Origin of the sequence: Streptomyces sp. NRRL S-1022 (assembly GCF_000720135.1) — a bacterium.
Lineage (GTDB): Bacteria > Actinomycetota > Actinomycetes > Streptomycetales > Streptomycetaceae > Streptomyces.
The window spans coordinates 197,807-220,233 of sequence record NZ_JOIU01000016.1 but is presented as its reverse complement, the minus strand read 5'-3'; the positions used below and the strand labels follow the sequence as shown (position 1 = coordinate 220,233).

Annotated in this window: 19 protein-coding genes; 4 read left to right on the top strand and 15 right to left on the bottom strand. The window is 72.9% G+C overall.

Annotated elements, in window-relative coordinates; translation table 11 throughout:
* Positions 1–5 precede the first annotated feature (5 nt).
* The 5 genes from IG05_RS0123910 to IG05_RS0123890 form a co-directional block, all read right to left on the bottom strand.
* Positions 6–959 carry an ABC transporter substrate-binding protein gene (locus tag IG05_RS0123910; protein ID WP_030345624.1) on the bottom strand — a complete coding sequence of 318 codons (954 nt, stop codon included), beginning with the start codon at positions 957–959 and terminating at the stop codon, positions 6–8.
* A gap of 1 nt (position 960) precedes the next feature.
* Entirely contained in the window at positions 961–2,898 is a 1,938-nt protein-coding gene (locus IG05_RS0123905) for an ABC transporter permease (RefSeq protein ID WP_030345623.1), read from the bottom strand.
* Positions 2,898–4,073, bottom strand: a complete 1,176-nt coding sequence (locus IG05_RS0123900) for a quaternary amine ABC transporter ATP-binding protein (protein ID WP_030345622.1) — start codon at positions 4,071–4,073, stop codon at positions 2,898–2,900. Before IG05_RS0123900 ends, IG05_RS0123905 begins: the two co-directional genes overlap by 1 nt.
* Positions 4,070–5,602, bottom strand: coding sequence for a GMC family oxidoreductase (locus IG05_RS0123895; protein ID WP_030345620.1), 1,533 nt, complete (start codon positions 5,600–5,602; stop codon positions 4,070–4,072). The genes IG05_RS0123900 and IG05_RS0123895 overlap by 4 nt, the downstream gene beginning before the upstream one ends.
* A gap of 90 nt (positions 5,603–5,692) precedes the next feature.
* Positions 5,693–7,213 carry an aldehyde dehydrogenase family protein gene (locus tag IG05_RS0123890; protein WP_030345619.1) on the bottom strand — a complete coding sequence of 507 codons (1,521 nt, stop codon included), beginning with the start codon at positions 7,211–7,213 and terminating at the stop codon, positions 5,693–5,695.
* Between the two features lie 200 nt (positions 7,214–7,413).
* Here IG05_RS0123890 and IG05_RS0123885 point away from each other — a divergent pair, with 200 nt between their 5' ends.
* A complete protein-coding gene (locus tag IG05_RS0123885) occupies positions 7,414–8,163 on the top strand; it encodes a hypothetical protein (protein ID WP_037814536.1) in 750 nt (249 codons plus the stop codon).
* On the opposite strand, the gene IG05_RS0123880 is transcribed toward IG05_RS0123885, so the two are convergent.
* Positions 8,149–9,066, bottom strand: a complete 918-nt coding sequence (locus IG05_RS0123880) for a LysR family transcriptional regulator (protein ID WP_037814534.1) — start codon at positions 9,064–9,066, stop codon at positions 8,149–8,151. The genes IG05_RS0123885 and IG05_RS0123880 overlap by 15 nt on opposite strands.
* 99 nt (positions 9,067–9,165) lie before the next feature.
* On the opposite strand from IG05_RS0123880, the gene IG05_RS0123875 reads away from it, so the two are divergent.
* Both IG05_RS0123875 and IG05_RS0123870 read left to right on the top strand, forming a co-directional pair.
* The gene (locus IG05_RS0123875) at positions 9,166–10,563 is read left to right on the top strand and encodes an MFS transporter (protein ID WP_030345614.1); all 1,398 of its coding nucleotides are present in this window, start codon (positions 9,166–9,168) and stop codon (positions 10,561–10,563) included.
* Between the two features lie 74 nt (positions 10,564–10,637).
* On the top strand, positions 10,638–11,459 hold the full coding sequence (locus tag IG05_RS0123870; RefSeq protein WP_030345612.1) for a serine hydrolase domain-containing protein: 822 nt from the start codon (positions 10,638–10,640) through the stop codon (positions 11,457–11,459).
* A gap of 129 nt (positions 11,460–11,588) precedes the next feature.
* On the opposite strand, the gene IG05_RS45615 is transcribed toward IG05_RS0123870, so the two are convergent.
* From IG05_RS45615 to IG05_RS0123835, 7 genes are all read right to left on the bottom strand, one after another.
* On the bottom strand, positions 11,589–12,455 hold the full coding sequence (locus IG05_RS45615) for a CAP domain-containing protein (RefSeq protein WP_158839002.1): 867 nt from the start codon (positions 12,453–12,455) through the stop codon (positions 11,589–11,591).
* Positions 12,456–13,148: 693 nt separating this feature from the next.
* Positions 13,149–14,138, bottom strand: coding sequence for a malate dehydrogenase (locus tag IG05_RS0123860; RefSeq protein ID WP_030345610.1), 990 nt, complete (start codon positions 14,136–14,138; stop codon positions 13,149–13,151).
* 358 nt (positions 14,139–14,496) lie between these two features.
* Complete coding sequence (locus IG05_RS0123855; protein ID WP_030345609.1) at positions 14,497–15,984, bottom strand: DUF2690 domain-containing protein; 1,488 nt, start codon at positions 15,982–15,984, stop codon at positions 14,497–14,499.
* Between the two features lie 101 nt (positions 15,985–16,085).
* Positions 16,086–16,751, bottom strand: a complete 666-nt coding sequence (locus IG05_RS0123850; RefSeq protein WP_030345607.1) for a response regulator — start codon at positions 16,749–16,751, stop codon at positions 16,086–16,088.
* A gap of 33 nt (positions 16,752–16,784) precedes the next feature.
* Positions 16,785–17,900 carry a sensor histidine kinase gene (locus IG05_RS0123845; RefSeq protein WP_051790182.1) on the bottom strand — a complete coding sequence of 372 codons (1,116 nt, stop codon included), beginning with the start codon at positions 17,898–17,900 and terminating at the stop codon, positions 16,785–16,787.
* Positions 17,901–18,169: 269 nt separating this feature from the next.
* Positions 18,170–18,643 (bottom strand): DUF3017 domain-containing protein, encoded by a 474-nt coding sequence (locus tag IG05_RS0123840; protein WP_030345604.1) that lies wholly within the window; start codon positions 18,641–18,643, stop codon positions 18,170–18,172.
* Positions 18,633–19,487, bottom strand: a complete 855-nt coding sequence (locus IG05_RS0123835; RefSeq protein WP_030345602.1) for a bifunctional methylenetetrahydrofolate dehydrogenase/methenyltetrahydrofolate cyclohydrolase — start codon at positions 19,485–19,487, stop codon at positions 18,633–18,635. The genes IG05_RS0123840 and IG05_RS0123835 overlap by 11 nt, the downstream gene beginning before the upstream one ends.
* 236 nt (positions 19,488–19,723) lie before the next feature.
* On the opposite strand from IG05_RS0123835, the gene IG05_RS0123830 reads away from it, so the two are divergent.
* On the top strand, positions 19,724–20,332 hold the full coding sequence (locus IG05_RS0123830) for a hypothetical protein (RefSeq protein ID WP_030345600.1): 609 nt from the start codon (positions 19,724–19,726) through the stop codon (positions 20,330–20,332).
* A gap of 98 nt (positions 20,333–20,430) precedes the next feature.
* Here IG05_RS0123830 and IG05_RS0123825 read toward each other — a convergent pair whose 3' ends face one another.
* Positions 20,431–21,075, bottom strand: a complete 645-nt coding sequence (locus IG05_RS0123825) for a LuxR C-terminal-related transcriptional regulator (protein WP_030345595.1) — start codon at positions 21,073–21,075, stop codon at positions 20,431–20,433.
* Positions 21,039–22,364: a sensor histidine kinase gene (locus IG05_RS0123820; protein ID WP_030345593.1), complete on the bottom strand. Its 1,326-nt coding sequence runs from the start codon at positions 22,362–22,364 to the stop codon at positions 21,039–21,041. The genes IG05_RS0123825 and IG05_RS0123820 overlap by 37 nt, the downstream gene beginning before the upstream one ends.
* Between the last annotated feature and the right edge of the window lie 63 nt (positions 22,365–22,427).

Below are 22,427 nucleotides of genomic sequence, written 5' to 3'. Positions count from 1 at the left end.
CGGGGTCAGGACAGCCACTTCTTCCACACGTCGGGGTGGCCGTCCACCCACTTCTTCGCCGCGTCCTGCGGGTCCATCTTCCGGTCGGCGATCATCAGGGAGACCTCGTTCTGGTCCTCCGTCGTCCACCGGAACCGCTTCAGGAAGGCCGCCGCCTTGCCGCCGGTCTTCGCGAAGTCCGTGTTCAGGTACTTCTGCAGCGGGGTGTGCGGGTAGGAGCAGGCGACCTTCGCCGGGTCCGCGTCGCAGCCCTCCTTGTACGGCGGCAGCTTCACCTCCGTCATGGGCACCTTCTCGAACAGCCACTGGGGTGAGTACCAGTACGTCAGGAAGGGCTTCTTCTCCTTGGCGAACTGCTTCATCTGGGTGATCTGCGCGGCCTCGGAACCGGCGAAGACGACCTGGTAGTCCAGCTTCAGGTTCTTCACCAGCGCCTTGTCGTTGGTGACGTAGGACGGGGAGCCGTCCATCAGCTGGCCCTTGCCGCCGCTCTCCGCGGTGCGGAACAGCGAGGCGTACTTGTCCAGGTTCCGCCAGTCGGTGATGTCCGGGTGCTCCTTGGCGAGGTACGTCGGCACGAACCAGCCGATGTGCCCGGTCACCCCGAGGTCGCCGCCGGGCGTGATCGTCTTCTTGTCGGTGACGTACCGCTTCTCCTGGTCCGGGTGGCCCCAGTCCTCCAGGAGGGCGTCGACGCGGCCCTGGCTGAGCGCGTCCCACGCGGGCACCTCGTCGACCTGGACGGTGTCGACGCGGTAGCCGAGCTTGTGCTCCAGGATGTACTGGGCGACGGCCACGTTGGACTGCGCGCCCACCCAGGACTGCACGGACAGGGTGACCGACTTGGTGCCCCCGGCGTTCGCGAAGGGCGAGGCCTGCTTGGTCATGTCGGCGGCGCCGCAGCCGGTGGCCAGGGCCAGCACGGCGACGGCGGCCGGGAGGGTCGTACGACGGCGCATGTCAGGCTCCCTTCCCCGGGCGGCGTTCCGTCGGCTGGGTCACCCGGTCGAGCATCAGGCCCAGGCAGACGATGGCGGCACCGGCGACCAGACCGGTGGCCAGGTCGCCCTGGGCGAGGCCGAAGGCGACGTCGTAGCCGAGGGCTCCGCCGCCGACCAGACCGCCGATGATGACCACGGCCAGCACCAGGACCACGCCCTGGTTGACGGCGAGCAGCAGCGCGCGCCGGGCCAGCGGCAGCTGCACCTGCCACAGCTGCTGGCGGCCGGTCGCGCCGAGCGAGCGCGCCGACTCCAGAGCGGCCTGGTCGACCTGGCGCAGACCCTGCGTGGTGATCCGGACGACGGCCGGCAGGGCGTAGACGACGGCCGCGGCGACGGCGGGGGCACGGCCGACGCCGAACAGGGCGACGACCGGGATCAGGTACACGAACTGCGGCATGGTCTGGAAGACGTCCAGGACCGGGCGCAGCGCCCGCTCGACCCGGTCGCTGCGGGCCGCGGCGATGCCGGTCGCGAAGCCGAGGACGAGGGTGACGGCGACGGCGGCCAGCACCTGGGAGAGGGTGTCGAGCGACGGCTCCCACACGCCGAGCACGCCGATCGCGGCCATGGCGAGGACGGCGGTCAGCGCGGTGCGCCAGGTGCCGATCAGCCAGGCCAGCACGGCGACGACCAGCAGCACCGACCACCAGGGCAGCCACTGCAGGCCGTCCCGGACGGGGTCCAGGATCCAGGTGGTGAAGTGGCCCGCCCAGTCGGCGGTGCCGCCGATCACGGGGACGCCGGAGTACAGGTGGGCGGTCATCCAGTCGACGGCGCGGTTGACCGGTTCGGCGATGTCCAGGGACCAGCCGGCGGGCCAGTCGAGCGCGCCGAGCAGGCGGGCGGCGAGGGCGACGGCCACGGTGACGGCGAGGGCGTACGGCCGGCCGATGGTCCGGGTGCGCGTCTTGCCGTCCCCGGCGGCGGCGGTCACACGGTCCAGGACCACCGCGAGCAGCACGATCGGGATGCCGGCCGCGAGGGCCGCGCCGACGTCGACGGAGGCGAGCGCCTGGTAGACGCGGTCGCCGAGGCCGCCGGCGCCGATCACGGCGGCGATCACGGCCATGGACAGCGCCATCATGATCGTCTGGTTGAGGCCGAGGAGGAGTTCCTTGCGGGCCAGCGGGATGCGCGCGGTCAGCAGCCGCTGGCGGCGGGTGGCGCCGAGCGACTCCACGGCCTCCAGGACTTCGGGGTCGGCGCCGCGCAGGCCGAGCGAGGTGAGGCGGGCCATCGGCGGGGCCGCGTACACGACGGTGGCGAGGACGGCCGCGGGGACTCCGATGCCGAAGACCAGGACGACGGGGAGGAGGTAGGCGAAGGCCGGGAGCACCTGCATGGTGTCCAGGACCGGTCGCAGGGCGCGGTCGAGGCGGTCGGACAGACCGGCGCCGAGACCGAGGAACGCGCCCACGACCACGGAGGCGAGGACCGCTACGACCATGAGCGCGAGGGTCTGCATGGTCGGCACCCACATGCCGAGCACGCCGCAGGCCAGGAACGCGGTCGCCGTGCCGGCGGCCAGGCGGACGCCGCCGAGGCGCCAGGCGGTGAGGGCGCCCAGGGCCGTGACACCGGCCCAGCCCGCGGCGAGGAGGGCGAGGTACACCCCGCGGACGGCCAGGATGACGGCGTTGCTGACGTAGCCGAAGAAGTACAGGAACAGGGGGTGGCTGTCCCGGTTGTCGATGACCCAGTCGCTGGCGGCGGTGAGGGGCTTGTCCAGGTGGACCGTCAGCTCGTGGGGCCAGCCGGTGCCGGGCCAGTGGGCGGCGGCCCAGGGGGCGAGGACCGCGGCGACGAGGGCGAGCAGCAGGAGCTTGCCCGCGGCTCTGCTCCTGAGGACGCGGGGTTTGCCGGTGCGCAGGGCAGGGATGCCGAGCGTTGCCATCAGACGGCCTCCGGGGTGGTCCGGGGGCCGGGCGTGCTCGCCTGGCCGCGCGGGGCGAGTACCGCTTCCTCCGGGACGGGCGCCGTCGTGGCGGCCTCCGGGTCCGTGGCGGCCGGCTCCACGCCCGCCACCACGCCGAGCAGGTGCTCGTGGTCGACGACGCCGAGGCAGCGGCCCTGGTCCATCACGCGGGCCGGGGTGCCGGCGCGGGCCACCGCCTCGATGGCCTCGGCCACCGTGGCCTCCGGGCGCACCGCGGGACCCTCGGCCGTTTCGCCGGCGGTGGCCGGGCGCATGGCCGTGCCCACCGTCATCACCTGCTCGCGGGGGACGTCCCGGACGAACTCGCGGACGTAGTCGTCGGCCGGGGAGCCGACGATCTCCTCGGGGGTGCCGAGCTGGACGACGCGGCCGTCGCGCATGAGGGCGATGCGGTCGCCGAGTTTGAGGGCCTCGCTGAGGTCGTGGGTGATGAAGACCATCGTGCGGCCCTCCTCGCGGTGCAGGCGGGCCACCTCTTCCTGCATGTCGCGCCGGATGAGGGGGTCCAGGGCGCTGAACGGCTCGTCGAAGAGCAGCACCTCGGGGTCGACGGCCAGCGCGCGGGCCAGGCCGACGCGCTGGCGCTGGCCGCCGGAGAGCTGGTCGGGGCGGCGCTTCTCCATGCCTTCGAGGCCGACCTTGGCGACGAACTCGGCGGCCCGCTCGCGGCGTTCGGACCTGCCGACGCCCTGGATCTCCAGGCCGTAGGCGACGTTGTCGAGGACCGTGCGGTGCGGGAGCAGGCCGAAGTGCTGGAAGACCATCGCGGCCCGGTGCCGGCGCAGTTCGCGCAGCCGGGACCGGTCCATCGCGCGGACGTCCTCGCCGTCGATGGAGATCGTGCCCGCGGTCGGCTCGATCAGGCGGGTCAGGCAGCGCACGAGGGTGGACTTGCCGGAGCCGGACAGGCCCATGACGACGAAGACCTCGCCCTTGCGGACGTCGAACGAGACGTCCCGGACGGCGGCGGTGCAGCCGGTGCGGGAGCGCAGTTCGGCGGGGTCGAGCGTGGCCAGCCCGGGGTCGGCGGGAATCCGCTCCGGCTTGGGTCCGAAGACCTTCCACAGGCCGGACACCGAGAAGACGGGTTCGGTCGTGGTGGGGGGCTTGCGCGTGGGGACGGTGAGAGTCATCGGGGGTCACCTCCGATCAGGTCGACGGCCTTCTCCCCGACCATGAGCACCCCGATCATCGGGTTGACGGCGGTCATGGTGGGGAAGACGGACGCGTCGGCGATGCGAATGCCGTCGAGACCGCGGATCCTCAGTTCCGGGTCGACCACGGCGAGTTCGTCGTCGGCGGCGCCCATCCTGCAGGTGCCGGCCGGGTGGTAGACGGTGTGCGCGACCTTGCGTGCGTACTCGCTCAGCTCGGCGTCGCCGAGGATCTCGGGGCCGGGGCAGACCTCGCGCTTGAGCCAGCCGGCCAGGGGTTCGGTCTTGGCGATCTCGCGGGCGATGCGGATGCCGTCGACCAGGGTCCGGGCGTCGTAGTCGTCCTCGTCGGTGAAGTACCGGAAGTCCAGGGCGGGCTTCACGGACGGGTCGGCGCTGGTCAGGTAGAGGCGCCCGCGGCTCTTGGGCTTGGGGATGTTCGGGGTCATGGAGACGCCGTACCGCGGGCGTTCGTAGCCCAGCCGCTCCGGGTTGTCGGTGAACGGGATCTGGTAGAAGTGGAACATCAGGTCCGGGCCCGCGTGTCCGGGGTCGCGGCGGACGAACAGGCCCGCGTCGGAGTCCATCGCGGAGTTCTCCGGGATCGGCCCGTGGGTCTCCCAGACGATGACCGACTCGGGGTGGTCGAGCAGGTTCTCGCCGACGCCGGGCAGGTCGTGCACGACGGGGATGCCGAGCGCCCGGAGGTCCTGCGCGGGGCCGATGCCCGAGTGCAGCAGCAGCCGCGGGGAGTCGACGGCGCCCGCGCACAGCACGACCTCGTTGCGGGCGCGGATCAGCAGTTCCTCGCCGTCCTTGGTGCGCACGTGCACGCCCTCGGCGCGGGTGCCGTCCAGCTCCAGCCGGTACGCCCAGGTCTCAAGCAGGATCGTCAGGTTGGGCCGCTCGTCCATCACCGGGTGCAGGTACGCCACCGACGCCGAGGACCGCTTGTTGTTCTCGGGGTGGTAGGCGAGGTCGAAGAAACCGACGCCTTCGGTGAAGGGCTTGTGGTTGAAGCCCTCGACCCTGGGTACCCCGAGTGCCGACCGGGCGGCGTCGACGAAGTCGCGGGCGATGGCGTTCCGGTCCTTCTCGTCGACGGAGACGATGTTGTTCTTCAGGCGGGCGAAGTAGGCCTCCATGGGGACGGCGCCCCAGCCCTTGGCGCCGGAGGCCTCCCACTCGTCCCAGTCGGAGGGCAGGGGCTTGAAAGAGATGAGGGTGTTGTGCGAGGAGCAGCCGCCGAGGACGCGGGCGCGGCTGTGCCGGATGTGGGAGTTGCCGCGGGGCTGCTCCACCGTCGGGTAGTCGTAGTCGAGTTCGCCGCCGAGCAGGCCCATCCAGCGGCGCAGGGTGAGGACGTCGTCGCGGTCGACGTCGCTCGGGCCGCCCTCGATGACGGCGACGGTGACGTCCGGGTTCTCGGTCAGGCGGGAGGCGATGACGGATCCCGCGGTGCCGCCGCCGATGACGACGTAGTCGTAGACATGGGGGGTGTGGGACATGGGGGTGCTACTCCGGGGTGTTCCAGGACGGTGGGGTCGGGGGCCGGCCCGCTCGGGGATCGGCCGGCTCCGGGATCGGCCGGCTCGGGGTCAGCCGGCGAACCAGCGGACGGGCTTCGGGGCGAGGTTCTGGTAGACGTGCTTGGTCTCGCGGTACTCGGCGAGTCCGGCGGGGCCCAGTTCGCGGCCGGTGCCGCTCCTGCCGAAGCCGCCCCATTCCGCCTGCGGCAGGTAGGGGTGGAAGTCGTTGATCCAGACGGTGCCGTGGCGCAGCCGGCCGGCGACGCGGCGGGCCTTGCCGGGGTCGCTGGTCCAGACACCGCCGGCGAGGCCGTACTCGGTGTCGTTGGCGAGGAACACGGCCTCTTCCTCGGTGCGGAAGGTCTCGACGGTGAGGACCGGGCCGAAGACCTCCTCGCGGACGACCTTCATCTCGCGGTGGCAGGCGTCGAGGACGGTCGGCTCGTAGAAGAAGCCGGCCTCCGGGCGCTGCGGTGACGGTTCGGGCCGCTTGCCGCCGCAGCGCAGTACGGCGCCTTCGGCCAGCGCGGAGGCGACGTACGCCTCGACCTTGGCGCGCTGCTGCTCGGAGACGAGCGGGCCGCACTCCACGCCGTCCTCGGTGCCGCGGCCGAGGCGGATCTTCGCGGCGCGGCGGGCCAGTTCGGCGACGAACCGCTCGCGGACCGGCTCCTCGACGATGAGGCGGGCGCCGGCCGAGCAGACCTGGCCGCTGTGGATGAAGGCCGCGTTCAGGGCCTGGTCGACGGCGGTGTCGAAGCCTTCCTCGGTGGCGCAGGCGTCGGCGAAGACGACGTTGGGGTTCTTGCCGCCGAGTTCGAGGGCGACCTTCTTGACGGTGGGCGCGGCGGCCTGGGCGACCTTGGTGCCGCTGACCAGGCCGCCGGTGAAGGAGACCAGGTCGACGTCGGGGTGCTCGGCGAGCCGGGCGCCGACGGTGTGGCCGGGGCCGGTGACGAGGTTGGCCACGCCGGCGGGGAGACCGGCCTCGGCCAGCAGGTCGATCAGCGCGATCGTCGTCATCGGGGTGATCTCGCTGGGCTTGATCACGAAGGTGTTGCCGGCGGCGAGCGCCGGGGCGATCTTCCAGCTGGCCTGGAGGAGGGGGTAGTTCCACGGGGTGATCAGCGCGCAGACGCCGACGGGTTCGTGGACGACCACGCTGTGGATGTCGGGCGAGCCCGCGTCGACCACCCGGCCCGGGGCCTCGGCGGCGACCAGGTCGGCGAAGTAGCGGAAGGCGTCGGCGACGCAGTCGATGTCGACGCGGCCCTCCTCGACGGTCTTGCCCGCGTCCCGGCTCTCCAGCAGGCCCAGGGCCTCGCGGTCGCGCACCAGGAGGTCGGCGACGCGGCGCAGCAGGGCGGCACGCTCGGCGGCCGGGGTGTGCGGCCAGGGGCCCCGGTCGAAGGCCTGCCGGGCGGCGGCGACCGCGCGCTCCGCGTCCTTCTCGTCACCTTCGGCGACCACGGCGAAGGGGCGGGCGTCCGCGGGGTCGAGGATCTCCCGGGTGGCGCCGGAGACCGCTTCGAGCCACTCGCCGTCCGCGTGGATGGTTGCCCGGGCCTGTCGTTCCGTTCTGTGCGGCATGATCGGTGTCGCCTTCCGTTCCTGTTCGGTGCCCCTGCGTCACACGGGTGTCTCGCGTGGGGACCGTCGCCGCCTGCCCCGGGCCTTCGCGTTGCATGCGCAATCGGTGTCCGAAAGTGCGCCGCGTCACTGAAAATGCGGTCGAAAACGGACAAAACTAGGCTGTAAGGGGGTGCTTGGGGCGATCACGGAGGTGCGCGGTGGCCGGAAGATCCCTGATCCGTGCGGGGGTGAGCGCACTCCTCGTCCTCTCCCCCGCCCTCCCTCCGGCCCTGGCCACGGCGGCCACGGCCGACGGCACCGGCGATCCGGGCGCCCAGGCGCTCGGCCGGGAGGCCGAGCGGAACCTGCGGGACGCCCACTCGCTGCGCCTGACGCTGACGGACCGGACCGCGTCCGGGCACCGCGACGGGCTCGCGTCGATGGACATGGCCCTGGACCGCCGCGGCAACTGCGTCGCCTCCTTCCGGATGGGCGCGAACGGCGGCAGCTTCGACATCGTCAAGCGCGACGACGAGGTGTGGATGAAGGCCGACTGGGACTACTGGAAGTCCCAGCTCCCGGGGGACGGGAACGAGACGGCCGACCTCGTCCGCGACCGCTACGTGCACGGCAGCACGGACGAGAGCGCCTTCAAGGACTTCGCCGACGCCTGTGACCTGAAGGCCTTCCAGAAGGACATCACCGTGGACGTGACCTCCGTGGACGGACGGACCAGGCTCGGCGGCGTGGACGTGTACCGGCTGCGCGGCGAGGAGGAGGGCGTTCCGACCACCGTGTACATCACGGTGGACCGTCCGCACCGGCTGGTCAGGTCCGACCAGAAGGGCGACGGGACCGACCGGACGGCGGGCGTCTCGGACTACGGCAAGCCGGTGCCGTCCCACACCCCCGCCCCGCGCGACTCGGTGGACCTGTCCGACCTGGAGCACGAGTCACAGCACGGCTGACTGCCGCGTCATCAGCTCCCGCACACAGCCGCGCAGCCAGGCGTGGGCCGGGTCGGCGTCGTGGCGCGGATGCCAGGCGAAGCCCAGCCGCACCGTGGGGAGCCGGAGCGGGATCTCGAAGGCGACCAGCCCGAGGGCGTCGGCGAGCGGCCGGCCCCACTGGCTGACCAGCCCGATCAGGTCGGTCTCACGCAGCACGAACAGCGAGGCCGGATAGGTGCCGACGCTCCCCACCACCCGCCGTTCCAGGCCGAGTCCGGCGAGGGCGTCGTCGACCGGCCCGTGCTGCCTGCCGCGCCGGGACACGATGAGGTGGCCCGCCGCCCCGGCGAACCGCTCGGGCGTCAACTCGCCGTCCAGGAGCGGGTGTCCGGGCCGTACGACGCCCAGCATGCGGTCCTCGTGGACCGTCTCCACCCGCACCTCCGGCGAGACCGAGTCGATCACCCCGACCTCCAGGTCGGCGGTGCCCTGGCGCAGGAACGGGGCGTCCACGTGGCTCTCGCCCAGGAAGCGCAGGCGGATGCCGGGGGCCTCGCGGGCGGCGCGGGCGAACAGGGCGGCGCCGTGGGTGGCGGCGATCGCGTCGTGGCCGATGACCGTGAAGGTGCGGGTGACCGTGCGCAGGTCGGTGTCCCGGTTCGGCGCGAACAGGGCGCGGGCCCGCTCCACCACCGCGCCGACCTCGGCGCGCACCGCGAGCGCGTGCGGGGTCGGCACCATCCGGCGGCCGGCGCGGACCAGCACCGGGTCGCCGAGCGCCTTGCGGATCCGGCCCAGGGTGCGGCTCATCGCCGGCTCGGACAGGTGCAGCCGGCGCGCGGCTCCCTGCACGCTCTCCTCCTCCAGCAGCACGTCCAGCGCGACCAGCAGATTGAGGTCCAGGCCCGTGGATTGCGTCATGTGCAGGTATCCCTTGCAAAAGTTGCACTGGAAGGCAGGTCGGTGGCGAGCCTACGGTGGGAGCGCATCCCACACCACCACCAGCTCCCGGGAGGAGCCGTGCCCACGCACGCCCTGAAACGCCCGACCCTGCTGACCCTGTGCGCCTGCGTACTGGTCGCGCAGAGCATGGTCGCCGCCATCAACCTGCTGATACCGCAACTGGGTTCGTCCGCCCTGCACCCCTCGCACAGCGAGATCCTGTGGACGGTCGACGCCTACGTCATCGCCTTCGCGGGCCTGCTGATCCCGGCCGGCGCGCTCGGCGACCGGTACGGCCGCAAGGGCGCCCTGCTCACCGGCCTGGCCCTGTTCGCCGCGGGCGCCGCTACCAGCGCGCTCGCCCCCGGGCCCGCGCTGCTGATCGCCGGCCGCGGCCTGTCCGGCGCCGGGGCCGCGCTGATCACCCCGGCGACCATGTCCATCCTGGTGCAGCTGGCCGGGCCCGAGCGCCGGGCCCAGGCGATGGCGTCCTGGACGCTGGCCATCGGGCTGGGCGGCATGGCGGGCAACCTGGGCGGCGGCCTGGTCGGCCAGTACCTGTCCTGGCGCGCACTGTTCGCCGCGATGGTGCCGCTGGCGGGCGTCCTCGCCGCCGCCGTGGCGGTGACCACCCCGCGCACCGCCCGCTCCGCGCACGGCAGCCCCGACCCGGCCGGCACCCTGCTGCTCACCGGGGGCCTGGTGGCCGTGCTGTTCGGCATCATCGAGGGCCCCGGACAGGGCTGGACGTCGGCGCGCATCCTGACCGCGTTCGGCGTCGGCGCTCTGCTGGTGGCGGCCTTCAGCGTGCACGCCCTGCGTTCCCGCGCCCCGCTGTTCGACCCGCGCGTCTTCCGCTCCGGCGGGCTGCGCGCGACGACGCTGGGCCTGGCGACCGGCTTCTTCGGGCTGTTCGCGCTGTTCTTCGTCAACTCGCAGTACCTGCAGGAGGTCAAGGGGTTCCAGCCCGCGGTGACGGGGATCGCGATCGTGCCGCTGATCGTCGGCATGGCCCTGGTCCCGAAGTTCGCGGCCCGCTGGTCGGCGCGTCCGCGCCCGGTCGTCGGCACCGGGCTCGCGCTGATCGGCCTGGGCCTGCTGGCCGCGTCCACGGCGGACGCGCACACGCCGTACCCGCTGTACGCGTGCTGGCTGCTGGTCATCTCGGTGGGCACCGGCCTCGCCATGCCGGCCCTCACCCTGGGCGTGGTGGTGTCCCTCCCGCCGCACCAGGCGGGCCTCGGCTCCGGACTCGGCACCTCGGCCCGGGAGATCGGCGCGGCCCTCGGGGTCGCGGTCGCCGGCACGGCCCTGGCGGGCCACCCCGGCTTCGCGAGCGGGATGGGCCCGGCGCTGCGCACCGTCGGCACGGTGGTCCTGCTGGCGACGCTGCTGGTCGTGACGGGCTACCGCCCCGCCGGCCGCCCGTCCCGCACGGCCCCCGGCACGCCCGCGGCCAGGGAGCCGGTGGCCTGAACGCGTCGGCGGGGCCGGGTCCGGGACGGAGAATCCTTGGCGTCGAAGGCAGTTGCCGACCGAGAGGACCCACCGTGCGCCGTATCCCGACCTGTGTGCTGACCGACGCGGACCCGCCGCGGGTGACCGGAGGGCACGCGGTGGACCGGCACGTGCAGATCGGGTCCCTCACCAAGGCGCTGACCGGCACGGTGCTCTCCCGGATGGCGGAGGCGGGCGTGCTCGGTCTCGACGACCCCGTCGAACGGTGGCTCCCGGCGCCGCCCGGCACCGGCATCACCCTGCTCCACCTGGCCCGGCACACCTCGGGACTCCCCCGGCTGCCCCCGCGCCTGGGCCGCCGGGACCCGTACGCGCCCTTCGACCGGGCGGAGTTGCTGCGGGTGGTGCGCACCCTGGACACCGTCACCGTACGGCCGCCGGGCGAGGAGGAGTACTCCAACCTCGGGTACGCCGTCCTCGGCGCGGCCTTGGCCGCGGCGGGCGGGGCCGCCTACGAGGAACTGCTGGACGCCCATGTGCTGCGGCCGTTGGACGTCACCGGGGTGACCGCCCGCCCGGCTCCCGGGCAGCGGCTGGCCGCGCCCGGCCTGCTGCCGGGTGCGCGGCGCAGGCCGTGGACGATGGACGGGGCGATCCTGCCGGCGGGCGGCCTGTGGGCGACCCCGCGCGCCGTCGCCGATCTCGTCGTACGGCTGCTGGTGGAGCGGCGGTTGGGCGAACCCGCCGTCGGCTGGCAGTCGGCCGGGCCGCTGTACTGGCACAACGGCGCGACCCGGGACGCGTCCGTGTTCGCCGGGGCGATGACGGACGGGCGCTGGGTCGTGGTCCACCGGCTGAACGGGCGGTCCGAGGACACCGACCGGGTGGGCATCGACCTGCTCCGGGGCGCCTAGCTTCCCAAGCTGAGAGTAGATCAGCACGGGGAGTCCGACAGCGGCTCGGGCGCGCCGCCACTTGCGACCGAAAGACGGGAGTGTGGCGCGGCGGGCCCTGATGGGCTTAGCCCACGGCATCCGAGCTGATCAGAGCCGTGGGCGGATTCCGGCGCACAGCTTCCCACGAGCTGCACTTGTTGCCCGACGCGCAGGATGCCGATCACCCGCCCGGCACCGTCCGGATTCCGGCGCACAGCTTCCCACGAGCTGCACTTGTTGCCCGACGCGCAGGATGCCGATCACCCGCCCGGCACCGTCCGGCTCATTCTTGACGTTGTATACGTCCACATCCTCACCGGCCACCGTTGCCATTCGCTTTGTAGGGGGCGATGCCTGTCCGGGCGGATAGGGCGTCTGTCCATCGATGTTGCCTGCGGGGCGGTACCGGCACACCACGAACCATCCGTTGGGCTTGGGCGCACCCTGCTTTATCCCACAGCCGACCTCCCTGGTGGATGACCACACCATCTGCGTGTAATGGCCCCACCTGTACACATTGGTTCTTTTCGCCGGATCCTGGTCGTTGACCGCATGGGCCAGATCGATCTTCTTGTTGGGATCGGCGTCGTAGTACTGCCTCTCGCTGGCCCACGAAGCCGCCGCATCACGGGCTATGGAGTCACGGGGGGGAGTGGGGGTTCCCCAGGCTTGGTACAGGTTTTCGTTCTGGTCGGCAGGCCTTTGCCCCTGTTTGGGATCGCTGTGCTGCCCCGTTCCGAGATTGGCCCAGGCCTGCGCATCGGCGGCGAGTTGGTTACTCCACACCAAAGGTGGCACGCCGACCGCTTGGCGCTCTTGGTTGTGCCGGGCGAGAACGGCATTGCGCTCGGCATCGGTGAACTGGGATCCGGTTTGCGCCTGAGAAGGGCTCGTGAGCCCAAAGAGCCCGCTGATCAGTGCGGCACTTAGAATCGCCGCTCCACGAGCTACCAGCCCGCGTCGACTTTTCGTCATGATCGCCCAACCTCTCGGATCTTGGGCCCGGCTCGATGTGCGCCGCTTCGGCATTCACTTCGCTTTCGGAAGGAACCGTAAGGAGCGCCGCATCCTGCGCGAGATAGAGCTGTAAGGCGCTCCGCCGCGATTGTTGAAAGCGTCGCCGCGCTGATTACCTCTGCGCGGTCACGGCGGCCGTCAGGCAGCCATCGGCAGGCACGTTCATCTTCAGGGAAATCAAGACATCAGCCCTATGCACACAGCGTCCGCGATTCCGGCGGAATGACGCCGGCGTTCCGCTGTGTCCGCGCCTCACCTCGCGCTGCGCCGTGAGGCAACCCTTGATTCCAGACTGCACTCGTTCGGCCGACATCGCGAGTCGTACCACGACATGCGGGGCCCAGACCTCCGGAAGTCCTTCCGGCCGAGCTGCTGACGTGCAGCGATGCCAACGAGTTTGACCAGGAAGTGCGGCGGCGGAGTCTAGGCTAGGGCCGGATACGACGAAGTCCCCTCCCGCGACTGCGGAAGGGGACTTCGTGTGTGGAGCGCCGGGCAGGCCTTGCACCTGCATCTCCCCGCAGGAAGCGGGGCGTCTTTCCTTGGACCACCAACGCATCACCTGGTGCCGGTTTCCCGGCGGCCGGTGCGTGATCAACTATAGCGCACCGGCGCCGGGTGACACCACGTCGGATCGGACGAGACGTCGGATCAGATGAGGCCGAGACCGCGGACCGCCTCGCGCTCCTCCGCCAGCTCCTGGACGGAGGCGTCGATGCGGGCGCGGGAGAACTCGTTGATGTCCAGGCCCTGGACGATCTCGTACTTGCCGTCCTTGCAGGTGACCGGGAAGGAGGAGATCAGGCCCTCCGGGACGCCGTAGGAGCCGTCCGAGGGGATGCCCATGGAGGTCCAGTCGCCCTCGGCGGTGCCGTTGACCCAGGTGTGCACGTGGTCGATGGCGGCGTTCGCGGCGGAGGCGGCGGAGGACGCGCCACGGGCCTCGATGATCGCCGCACCGCGCTTGGCGACGGTCGGGATGAAGTCCTCGGCCAGCCACTTCTCGTCGTTCACGACCTCGGCGGCGTTCTTGCCGGCGACGGTGGCGTGGAAGATGTCCGGGTACTGGGTGGCGGAGTGGTTGCCCCAGATGGTCAGGCGCTTGATGTCGGCGACCGTGGAGCCGGTCTTCTTCGCGAGCTGGGTCAGCGCGCGGTTGTGGTCCAGGCGGGTCATCGCGGTGAAACGCTCGGCCGGGACGTCCGGCGCGGCCGCCTGCGCGATGAGCGCGTTGGTGTTGGCCGGGTTGCCGACGACGAGGACCTTGATGTCGTCCGCGGCGTGGTCGTTGATGGCCTTGCCCTGCGGCTTGAAGATGCCGCCGTTGGCCTCCAGCAGGTCACCGCGCTCCATGCCCTTGGTGCGCGGGCGGGCGCCGACCAGGAGGGCTACGTTGGCGCCGTCGAAGGCGACGTTCGGGTCGTCGGTGATCTCGATGCCCTGGAGCAGCGGGAAGGCGCAGTCGTCCAGCTCCATGGCCGTGCCCTCGGCGGCCTTCAGGGCCGGGGTGATCTCCAGGAGGCGCAGCTTGACCGGCACGTCCGCGCCGAGCAGCTGGCCGGAGGCGATGCGGAAGAGCAGGGCGTAACCGATCTGGCCGGCCGCGCCGGTGACGGTGACGTTCACGGGAGTGCGGGTCATGGCGTTCTCCGTATGACAGCTGGCGGTGGGGCGTCCCTGCCCCGGGCGGATGATCGATCTCTTGGCATCAAGAGAGATCCAGCGGTCAGGCTATCGCGCATCCGGCAGGTGAGACGTCCGGGGCCCTGTGGCTCACCCCACAAGGGGATCAGCAGGACGTATCGCCGTGCCGGAGGCGCCGGGAGCGGGTACGGAGCGGCGGCCGCCCGTCCGGGAGAGGGGGGACGGAGACGGCCGCCGAGGGGGGATGCCGGCGTACCGGACTCCCGTGGGGGTACGTATCGCGTGCCCAGGATGCGGCCTGTCATGCCGCCCCAGCGGAATTTCCCCCTCCTTCCGTCTCAGACGGCGCGGCCCGTCACTCCGTGCAGCCCGTCTGTCCCGTGGCGAGCGTGGCACAGGCCCTGGCCTGCGCCGGGTTCCGTACGGCGATCATCGGGGTGTATCCGATGGTGTCCCCGGCGGCCGTGATGTCGCCCGTCCGGCGGTCCTTGCCCACGGTCACCCGTACGGTGTCCCCCGGTGCGCCGCTGGTGATCCGGCCCCAGGCCGCGCCGCATGCCTTGCTGTAGCGGACCTCCAGGGTGGTCGTGCCCACGGTGGCGGTCTTGGCGGTCGACACCAGCTCGCCGCTGCACCCCATGGACTCCGCGTCCTTGCCGGTGCAGGCGGCTCCGGCGCACTTCACACCGGGGGGCGGGCTCGTCAGTGCGGACGCCGACGGGGAGGGCGACGCACCCGCGCTCCCGCGCCCGGCACCGTCCCCGTGGGTGACGTAGAAGACCCCGGCGATGAGCGCACCCGCGCCGACCAGCCCCGCGAAGAACATCGCGACCTGCTGGCGCCGCGCGGCCCGGCGGGCTGCGGCGGACGCGGCGGGCGCCTCCCGGGGTCCGGTGGCGCCGGGGGCGGGCGTGCCCGGGGCCGGGGTGGTGGCGCCGGGTGCCCGGACGGTGCCGGCGGGGGTGCCCGCCGGGGTCCTGGCGTCGGCGCAGGCGGGCTCGGCCGGGCCGGTGGGCGGCCGGGTACCGGGACGGGCGGGCTCGGCCGGGCCGGTGGGCGGCCGGGTACCGGGACGGGCGGTCGCCTGCGAGGGGCCCCGGTAACCGGCCAGCCCCCAGGAGTTCGTGGGGGGCGCGCCGGCGCCGTCGGCGCCGGTACGGGAGCCGGTGCCCCCGCCGGACGCCGTGGCCGGGCGGGCGGCTGCCCAGCCGGGCGGCACGCTGTCCTGGATGCCGGCGTCGGAGTCCGCCGGCTGGGCGGGGATCGCCGGCGGGGCAGCGGCGGCACCTCCGCCACCACCCTTGGCCAACGTGAGGGACGTACCGCCGCCCGCCTCCGCGGACGCACCACCCGGTGAGCCGCCGCCCGCCCGCTCGGCCGCGCCGCCCGCACGCCCCGCAACCGCATCACCGACCGGTTCCCCGGCGGGCCCGCCGGCCGCGTCCACGGACGTGTCACCGGCCGGGTCCGTTTCCGTGCCGCCGGCGGGCTCCGGTGTCGTCACCAGGTCTCCCAGTGCCGCGCGGGCCGCCGTGATGCGGGCCGCGGTGAGCGTGCGGTCGTGGCGCAGCTCCGCCCGGGTCCAGGCGCGTTCGGCCACCTCCCACAGGGTGGTCAGGTGGCCGGGGTCGGTGCCGGTGGCCTCGGCGAGGGCGATGACCGCGCCCTTGGGCGCGAGGAGCCGGCCGCCCAGATAGCGTTCCCAGGACGTCTTGCCGTAGCCCGTGCGGTCGGCCAGTGCCGCGATGCTCAGGCCGCTGTCGTCCACCAACCGCCGCAACCGGCCGGTGAATTCCTCGATCTGCGGTTCCAGATCCTCCGGCAGCGCGTTCCAGCGAGGCATCGCCTCTCCCCTCTTCCCCTCTTCCCCCGTGTTCCTTGCCGCGCGTTCCGCGCAGACCAAGGATCCCAGTTCCGCGAGGGGCGGCGCACCGGAGCCGGTGGTCAGCCGCCCGGGGTCACCAGTCCCGTCTCGTACGCCAGCACCACCGCCTGCGCCCGGCTGCCCAGGTCGAGCTTGGTCATGGTGCGGTTGAGGTGGGTCTTGACGGTGGCCTCGCTGATGTAGAGGCGGTCGGCGATCTCCAGGTTGGACAGGCCGCGGGCGGTGAGCTTGAGGACCTCCACCTCCCGGGAGGTGAGCACGCCGAGGTCGGGCGGCGGTGCGGTGCCGGCGGGCTCCTGCTGCCGGGCGAAGGCCTCCACCAGGCGCCGGGTGACACTGGGCGCGAACAGCGCGTCGCCGCCGTCGACCGCGGTGACCGCCGCGAGCAGCCGCTCGGGCCCGGAGTCCTTCAGCAGGAACCCGGAGGCGCCGGCGCGCAGCGCCCCGTACACGTACTCGTCCAGGTCGAAGGTGGTCAGCACCAGGACCCGGGGCGGGCGGTCGGCGGCCTGGGCGAGGATCCGCTCGGTGGCCTCGATGCCGTTGACGCCGGGCATGCGGATGTCCATGAGGATGACGTCGGGGCGGGTCTCGGCGGCGAGCCGTACGGCCTCCTCGCCGTCCCCCGCCTCACCCACCACCTCGAAGCCGGGCGCGGCGTCCAGCAGGCCGACGAGTCCGGCGCGGATGAGGAACTGGTCGTCCACGACGAGCACTCTGGTCATCCCGTACGGTCGTCCCCCCGCCGTGCGCCTGCCTTACCGCTCCGTCTCCGGCGTGCCCCCGCGGCCGCGTTCGGCGGCCGACGTCGGCAGGGTCAGCCGGACCTCGTAGCCGCCCTCGGAGCGGGGGCCGACCGAGATCGTCCCCCCGTAGAGCTTGGCCCGCTCCCGCATCCCAATCAAGCCATGGCCACTGCCCACCGGCACTCTGGCCGGATCCGCCCCCTCGCCGTCGTCGGTGACACGGACGGTCAGCTCATGGGGGGCGTAGCGGAGTTCCACGCGCGCGTGTGCGGGCCCGGCGTGCTTGAGGGCGTTGGTGAGGGCCTCCTGGACGACGCGGTAGGCGCACAGTTCGACGCCGGGCGGCAGCGGGCGGGCGGTGCCCTGCACGGCGAGGTCCACGGGCAGGCCGCCGGCCCGGACCCGGTCCACGAGTTCACCGAGCCGGGCCAGGGTGGGCATGGGGGCCCGCGCGGGCGCTTCGGGGTCCTCCTCGCGCAGCACCTGGAGCATGCGCCGCAGCTCCTCCAGGGCCTCGCCGCTGGTGTCCGCTATCGTGCCGAGCGCTCCGCGCGCCTTGCCGGGGTCGGAGTCGAAGACGAACCGGGCGAGTCCGGCCTGCACGGAGATCACCGACATGTGGTGGGCGACGACGTCGTGCAGTTCCCGGGCGATCCGGCCGCGTTCCTCGGCGACCGCGCGCCGGGCCCGCTCCGCCTGCTTGGCCCCCAGCTGCCGGGTGAGTTCGGCGGTACGGCGGGCCAGGTGCCCGAACCAGACGAGCACCGAGCAGTACAGCAGGGCCTGGCCGAGCACGGAGGCCATGGACGGGCTGTGGCTGACCACACCGGCGTACACCCAGACCGCCGTCATGCAGCCGGCGCAGGCCAGGGCGATGCGCACCCGGCGGACGGAGGCCACGGTGTAGAGGGCGAGCATGGCGCCGAAGGTGCACACCACCGGCCAGTAGCCGAGGGTGACGAAGCCGACCGCGGCGGCCTCGATGACGGTGAAGACGGCGAGGGGGTGGCGGCTGCGCAGGGCGACCGGGAGGTGGGCGAGGACGACCAGCACATAGGCGCGGGCGTCGAGTTCCGGCCATCCCTGCGACCGGGACTCCTGCCCGAGCAGGACGGCCACCACGACCATGGCCACCGCGATCAGCGTGTCCACGACCAGCGGGCGGGGGCTCCTCAGTCGCACCGCCGCAGGGTAACGCGCACGGGCGCGCACCGGAGTCAACCGGGTGCGGTACCGCCGAAGTTGCAGGGCCCGGCCGGCTGTCCCCGGAGGCGGTACGACGGTTCGGCCCGGAGGCGGAGGCGGTGCGCCGCGGCCGGCCGTACCGTCGGGGAGGGGGGTACGACGGTGGCCCGCGCCCCCGGGGGAGGCGCGGGCCACCGGCCGTACACGGACCGCTACTTGGTGACCGTGAGGTGCAGTATGTCCTTCAGGAACGGCATCTTCAGCAGCGGGTCGGGCTGGATCATCAGCGCCAGCAGCGATATGACCAGGCCGAGTACGCCGTAGGTGACGATGTCGGTGAAGCGGGAGCGGACGGCGAGCATGCCGACGCTCGGCAGTGCCCAGCGCAGGACGGCACCGGCCAGCAGCGCGGCGCCGATCAGCAGGGTGCCGATGCGCAGCATGTCGAGCGCCGTCAGCAGCAGGCCGAGGGCCACCGCCGACAGCACCACGAGCACCGGCCACTGCCGGGCGGGCGCCGGGGCGTCACCGGCCGCGGCCCGGCCGCCGCCCTCGGGGCGTGCGGTGTCCTTGGTGAACAGCGGGAAGCGGCGGGTGACGCGGCGCGGGCGCCCCTCGGCGTCGGGGGCGCTGATCGCGTCGCGCACGGTCGGTTCCGCGGACCCGCGGGCGTCCTCAGCCGGCACTGCGCTCCGCCGCCTCGACCACGTTGACCAGCAGCTGCGCCCGGGTCATCGGGCCGACGCCGCCCGGGTTCGGGGAGATCCAGCCGGCCACCCCGGTCACGTCCGGGTGGACGTCGCCGACGATCCTGCCCTCGGCGTTGCGGGAGACACCGACGTCCAGGACGGCCGCGCCCGGCTTGACGTCCTCGGCGCGGATCAGGTGCGGGAAGCCGGCCGCGGCGATGATGATGTCGGCCCGCTTCAGGTGGGCGGAGAGGTCACGGGTGCCGGTGTGGCACTGGGTGACGGTGGCGTTCTCGCTGCGCCGGGTGAGCAGCAGCGGCATCGGGCGGCCGATGGTGACACCGCGGCCGACGACCACGACCTCGGCGCCCTTGATCTCCACGCCGTGGGCGCGCAGCAGGCTGATGATGCCGTTGGGGGTGCAGGGCAGCGGGGCCGGCTCGTTGAGCACCAGGCGCCCGAGGTTCATCGGGTGCAGGCCGTCGGCGTCCTTGGCCGGGTCCATGAGTTCCAGGATGCGGTTCTCGTCGATGCCCTTGGGCAGCGGCAGCTGGACGATGTAGCCGGTGCAGGCGGGGTCCTCGTTCAGCTCGCGGACGACCGCCTCGATCTCCTCCTGGGTGGCCGTCGCCGGCAGCTCGCGCTGGATGGAGGCGATGCCCACCTGGGCGCAGTCGCGGTGCTTGCCGGCGACGTACTTCTGGCTGCCGGGGTCCTCCCCGACCAGGATCGTGCCGAGGCCGGGCGTGACGCCCCGCTCCCTCAGCGCCGCCACGCGGGCGGTCAGGTCGGACTTGATCGCTGCTGCGGTGGCCTTGCCATCGAGAATCTGGGCGGTCATGGTCCCATCCTCGCGGATGACCCGGCCCCGGTTCCAATCCGGGTGTCACAGCATGATCAGTGATGTTGCACTTGCACAACACCTGGCGTATCCGGCTGGACAAGTAAGAGCCCGCTAAAGAACGATGAGCACACAGTGCCGCGGGCAGTGCCGGGGGGACGGACCGCATCTGTAGAACTCTCCTCCGAACCGTGCCGCGCGTCGTCCCCGCACTTGAGCAACGGAGGAAGACCGCCATGAGCTTTGGCGACCCCAACAACCCCTACGGTCCCCCGCAGGGCCAGCAGCCCGGCTACCCGCCGCAGCCGCCGCAGGGCCAGCCCGGTTACGGCTACCCCGCCGCCCCGCCGCAGGGCCAGCCCGGCTACGGCTACCCGGCCGCGCCGCCGCTGGGGCAGCCCGGCTACGGCGTCCCGATGGAGATGCCCGGCCTGATGAAGACCGCGCGGGTGCTGCTGTTCGTCCTGGCCGGCTTCCAGATCCTGTTCGGTCTGCTCGCGGGTGCCTTCATCGGTGCGGCCCAGGACGTGTCCAATGGGGTCGGTTCCGGTGACAGCACCGACGGCCTGGCCGGTCTCGGGTTCCTCATCGCGGGGCTGCTGGTGGCGCTGGGCGCGCTGTCGATCTTCCTGGGTGTGAAGTTCAAGAACGGCGGCAGCGGCATCCGCATCACCACGATCGTCTACGCCGCGCTGATGATCCTCGGTGGCATCACCAACATCGCGAGCGGTCAGAACGGTTCCGCCACCTTCGGCGGGCTGATCTCGCTCGCGATGGCCGGCATCATCCTCGCGTCGATGGTCACCAGCTCGGCCTCGGCCTGGTTCAACCGCCCGCGGTACTGAGCCGCCCGGCACCCGAACACCCGGGGCCGCGTCCCGTCCGCCCGGACGGGGTGCGGCCCGGTGTGTTCCCGGGGCCGTTCCTCCGGGCCTGATGGCCCTCACCGGCCCAGGTACGCCAGGACGGCCAGGACGCGGCGGTTGTCGGTGTCGGTCGGGTGCAGGTCCAGCTTGGTGAAGATGTTGCCGATGTGCTTGGCGACGGCCTTCTCGGTGACGAACAGGGCCTGCGCGATGCCCGCGTTGGAGCGGCCCTGGGCGACGAGTTCGAGGACCTCGCGCTCCCGTGCGGAGAGGCTGCCGACGGACGCGTCGCGCTCCTTGCGGGCCAGCAGCCGGGAGACGACCTCGGGGTCGAGGGCGGTGCCGCCCGCGGCCACCCGCGCGATGGCGTCGAGGAACCCGGCCCCGTCGGTGACCCGGTCCTTGAGCAGGTAGCCGACGGCACGCCCGCCGCCGGCGAGCAGTTCGCGGGCGTACAGCGGCTCGACGTACTGGGAGAGCAGCAGCACCGGCAGCTCCGGGTTCTCCTCGCGGGCGGCCAGGACGGCCCGCAGGCCCTCGTCGGTGAAGTCCGGCGGCAGCCGTACGTCGACGACCGCGACGTCCGGCCGTTCCCGGCCCAGCGCCCGCAGCAGGTCGGCCCCGTTGTCGACGGCGGCCACCACGTCGTGGCCGTAGGCCGCGAGCAACCGGATCAGCCCGTCCCTCAGCAGGAAGTGGTCTTCGGCGAGGACAACACGCACGGGATCTCCATCGTCACCATCGTCGGTCCGCCCACCGGACTGCTCACCGCCAGTACGCCGTCGAAGGTGGCGAGCCGCCGCTCGATGCCCCGCAGGCCGGTGCCGCGGGAGGCGTCGGCGCCGCCGTCACCGTCGTCGGTCACGCTGATGCGGAGCGTCCCGTGATCGTAACGAAGGTCGATCCAGGCCCGGCCGGCCCCCGCGTGCTTGGCCACGTTGGTGAGGATCTCCGACACGGCGAAGTAGGCGGCGGACTCGACCGGCATCTCGGGCCGGCCCGCCAACTCGGCCCGCACCTCGGTGGCGACCGGGCTGACGAGGGCCAACGCCCGTACGGCGTCGGCCAGTCCGCGGTCGGCGAGGACGGGCGGGTGGATGCCGCGGACCAGGTCGCGCAGCTCCTCCAGCGCCGCCGAGGACGACTGCCGGGCCTCGGCCAGCAGGCCGCGCACGGCCTGCGGGTCGGTCTCCAGCAGGCGCTCGGCCGCGTCCAGGGTCATGCCCATGGCCACCAGCCGGGCCTGGGCGCCGTCGTGCAGATCACGTTCGATCCGGCGGATCTCCGCCATCTGCGTGTCCACCGCGGCGGAGCGGGTGGCGGCCAGGTGCCGGATCCGCCCGGCCATCAGCTCGCTCTCGCCCGGCGCGAGCATCGCCCTGGTGTACCTCGCGTGCCGGCGTACGACGCGCGGGGCGGCCCACAGGGCGAGCGGCAGCTGGAGCAGGCCCAGGACTCCGGCGAGCACCGCGGTGGCCCGGCCCTCGACGGGGATGAAGCCGTACCACAGGCCGTCCCACTCGGCGGACAGCGGCACCCCGAAGAAGGCGAGGAAGACGCCCCACAGACCGTTCAGGATCAGCGCGAACGGCAGGAAGGCCAGCAGTCCGCCCGCGACCGGGTCCAGGAGCACCCACAGGTACTCCCGCCGGGTCTGCGGGTCGCCCATGATCCAGCGGTAACGGGCGACGGCGCCCGAGTGACCCGCGGGCGCGGGCGGCAGCGGTCCGGGCGGGCCGGGGATCTCCACGCCCGACCAGCGCCGGGCGAGTTCCCGCTGCCGTGCGGCCAGCCCGCGCACCCCTCGCACGGCCCGCGGCACCAGGCCGAGGCCCGGGCCCGCCAGGCCGACCGCGCCGCCCACGGCGAGCGACCGGCCGAAGGCCGCCAGCGACATCCGGTACAGCGTCGCCGCCCGGCGCAGAGCCGTCAGTCCGGCGGACACCGAGAACCCGCTGACCGGTTCCGGCGGCCGGAACCCCCCGAGTTGCTGCCTCGCCCGGTCGTCCATATGTTCCGTACCCCCCTGGTCGGTGTTCCGGCTCAGGCCCTCATTGTGCGGGCGGGGGGCGGG

Coding starts and splice junctions, on each gene's coding strand:
- IG05_RS0123910 (WP_030345624.1), bottom strand. CDS start 959: ATGCGCCGTCGTACGACCCTCCCGGCCGCCGTCGCCGTGCTGGCCCTG.
- IG05_RS0123905 (WP_030345623.1), bottom strand. CDS start 2,898: ATGGCAACGCTCGGCATCCCTGCCCTGCGCACCGGCAAACCCCGCGTC.
- IG05_RS0123900 (WP_030345622.1), bottom strand. CDS start 4,073: ATGACTCTCACCGTCCCCACGCGCAAGCCCCCCACCACGACCGAACCC.
- IG05_RS0123895 (WP_030345620.1), bottom strand. CDS start 5,602: ATGTCCCACACCCCCCATGTCTACGACTACGTCGTCATCGGCGGCGGC.
- IG05_RS0123890 (WP_030345619.1), bottom strand. CDS start 7,213: ATGCCGCACAGAACGGAACGACAGGCCCGGGCAACCATCCACGCGGAC.
- IG05_RS0123880 (WP_037814534.1), bottom strand. CDS start 9,066: ATGACGCAATCCACGGGCCTGGACCTCAATCTGCTGGTCGCGCTGGAC.
- IG05_RS45615 (WP_158839002.1), bottom strand. CDS start 12,455: ATGACGAAAAGTCGACGCGGGCTGGTAGCTCGTGGAGCGGCGATTCTA.
- IG05_RS0123860 (WP_030345610.1), bottom strand. CDS start 14,138: ATGACCCGCACTCCCGTGAACGTCACCGTCACCGGCGCGGCCGGCCAG.
- IG05_RS0123855 (WP_030345609.1), bottom strand. CDS start 15,984: ATGCCTCGCTGGAACGCGCTGCCGGAGGATCTGGAACCGCAGATCGAG.
- IG05_RS0123850 (WP_030345607.1), bottom strand. CDS start 16,751: ATGACCAGAGTGCTCGTCGTGGACGACCAGTTCCTCATCCGCGCCGGA.
- IG05_RS0123845 (WP_051790182.1), bottom strand. CDS start 17,900: ATGGTCGTGGTGGCCGTCCTGCTCGGGCAGGAGTCCCGGTCGCAGGGA.
- IG05_RS0123835 (WP_030345602.1), bottom strand. CDS start 19,487: ATGACCGCCCAGATTCTCGATGGCAAGGCCACCGCAGCAGCGATCAAG.
- IG05_RS0123830 (WP_030345600.1), top strand. CDS start 19,724: ATGAGCTTTGGCGACCCCAACAACCCCTACGGTCCCCCGCAGGGCCAG.
- IG05_RS0123820 (WP_030345593.1), bottom strand. CDS start 22,364: ATGGACGACCGGGCGAGGCAGCAACTCGGGGGGTTCCGGCCGCCGGAA.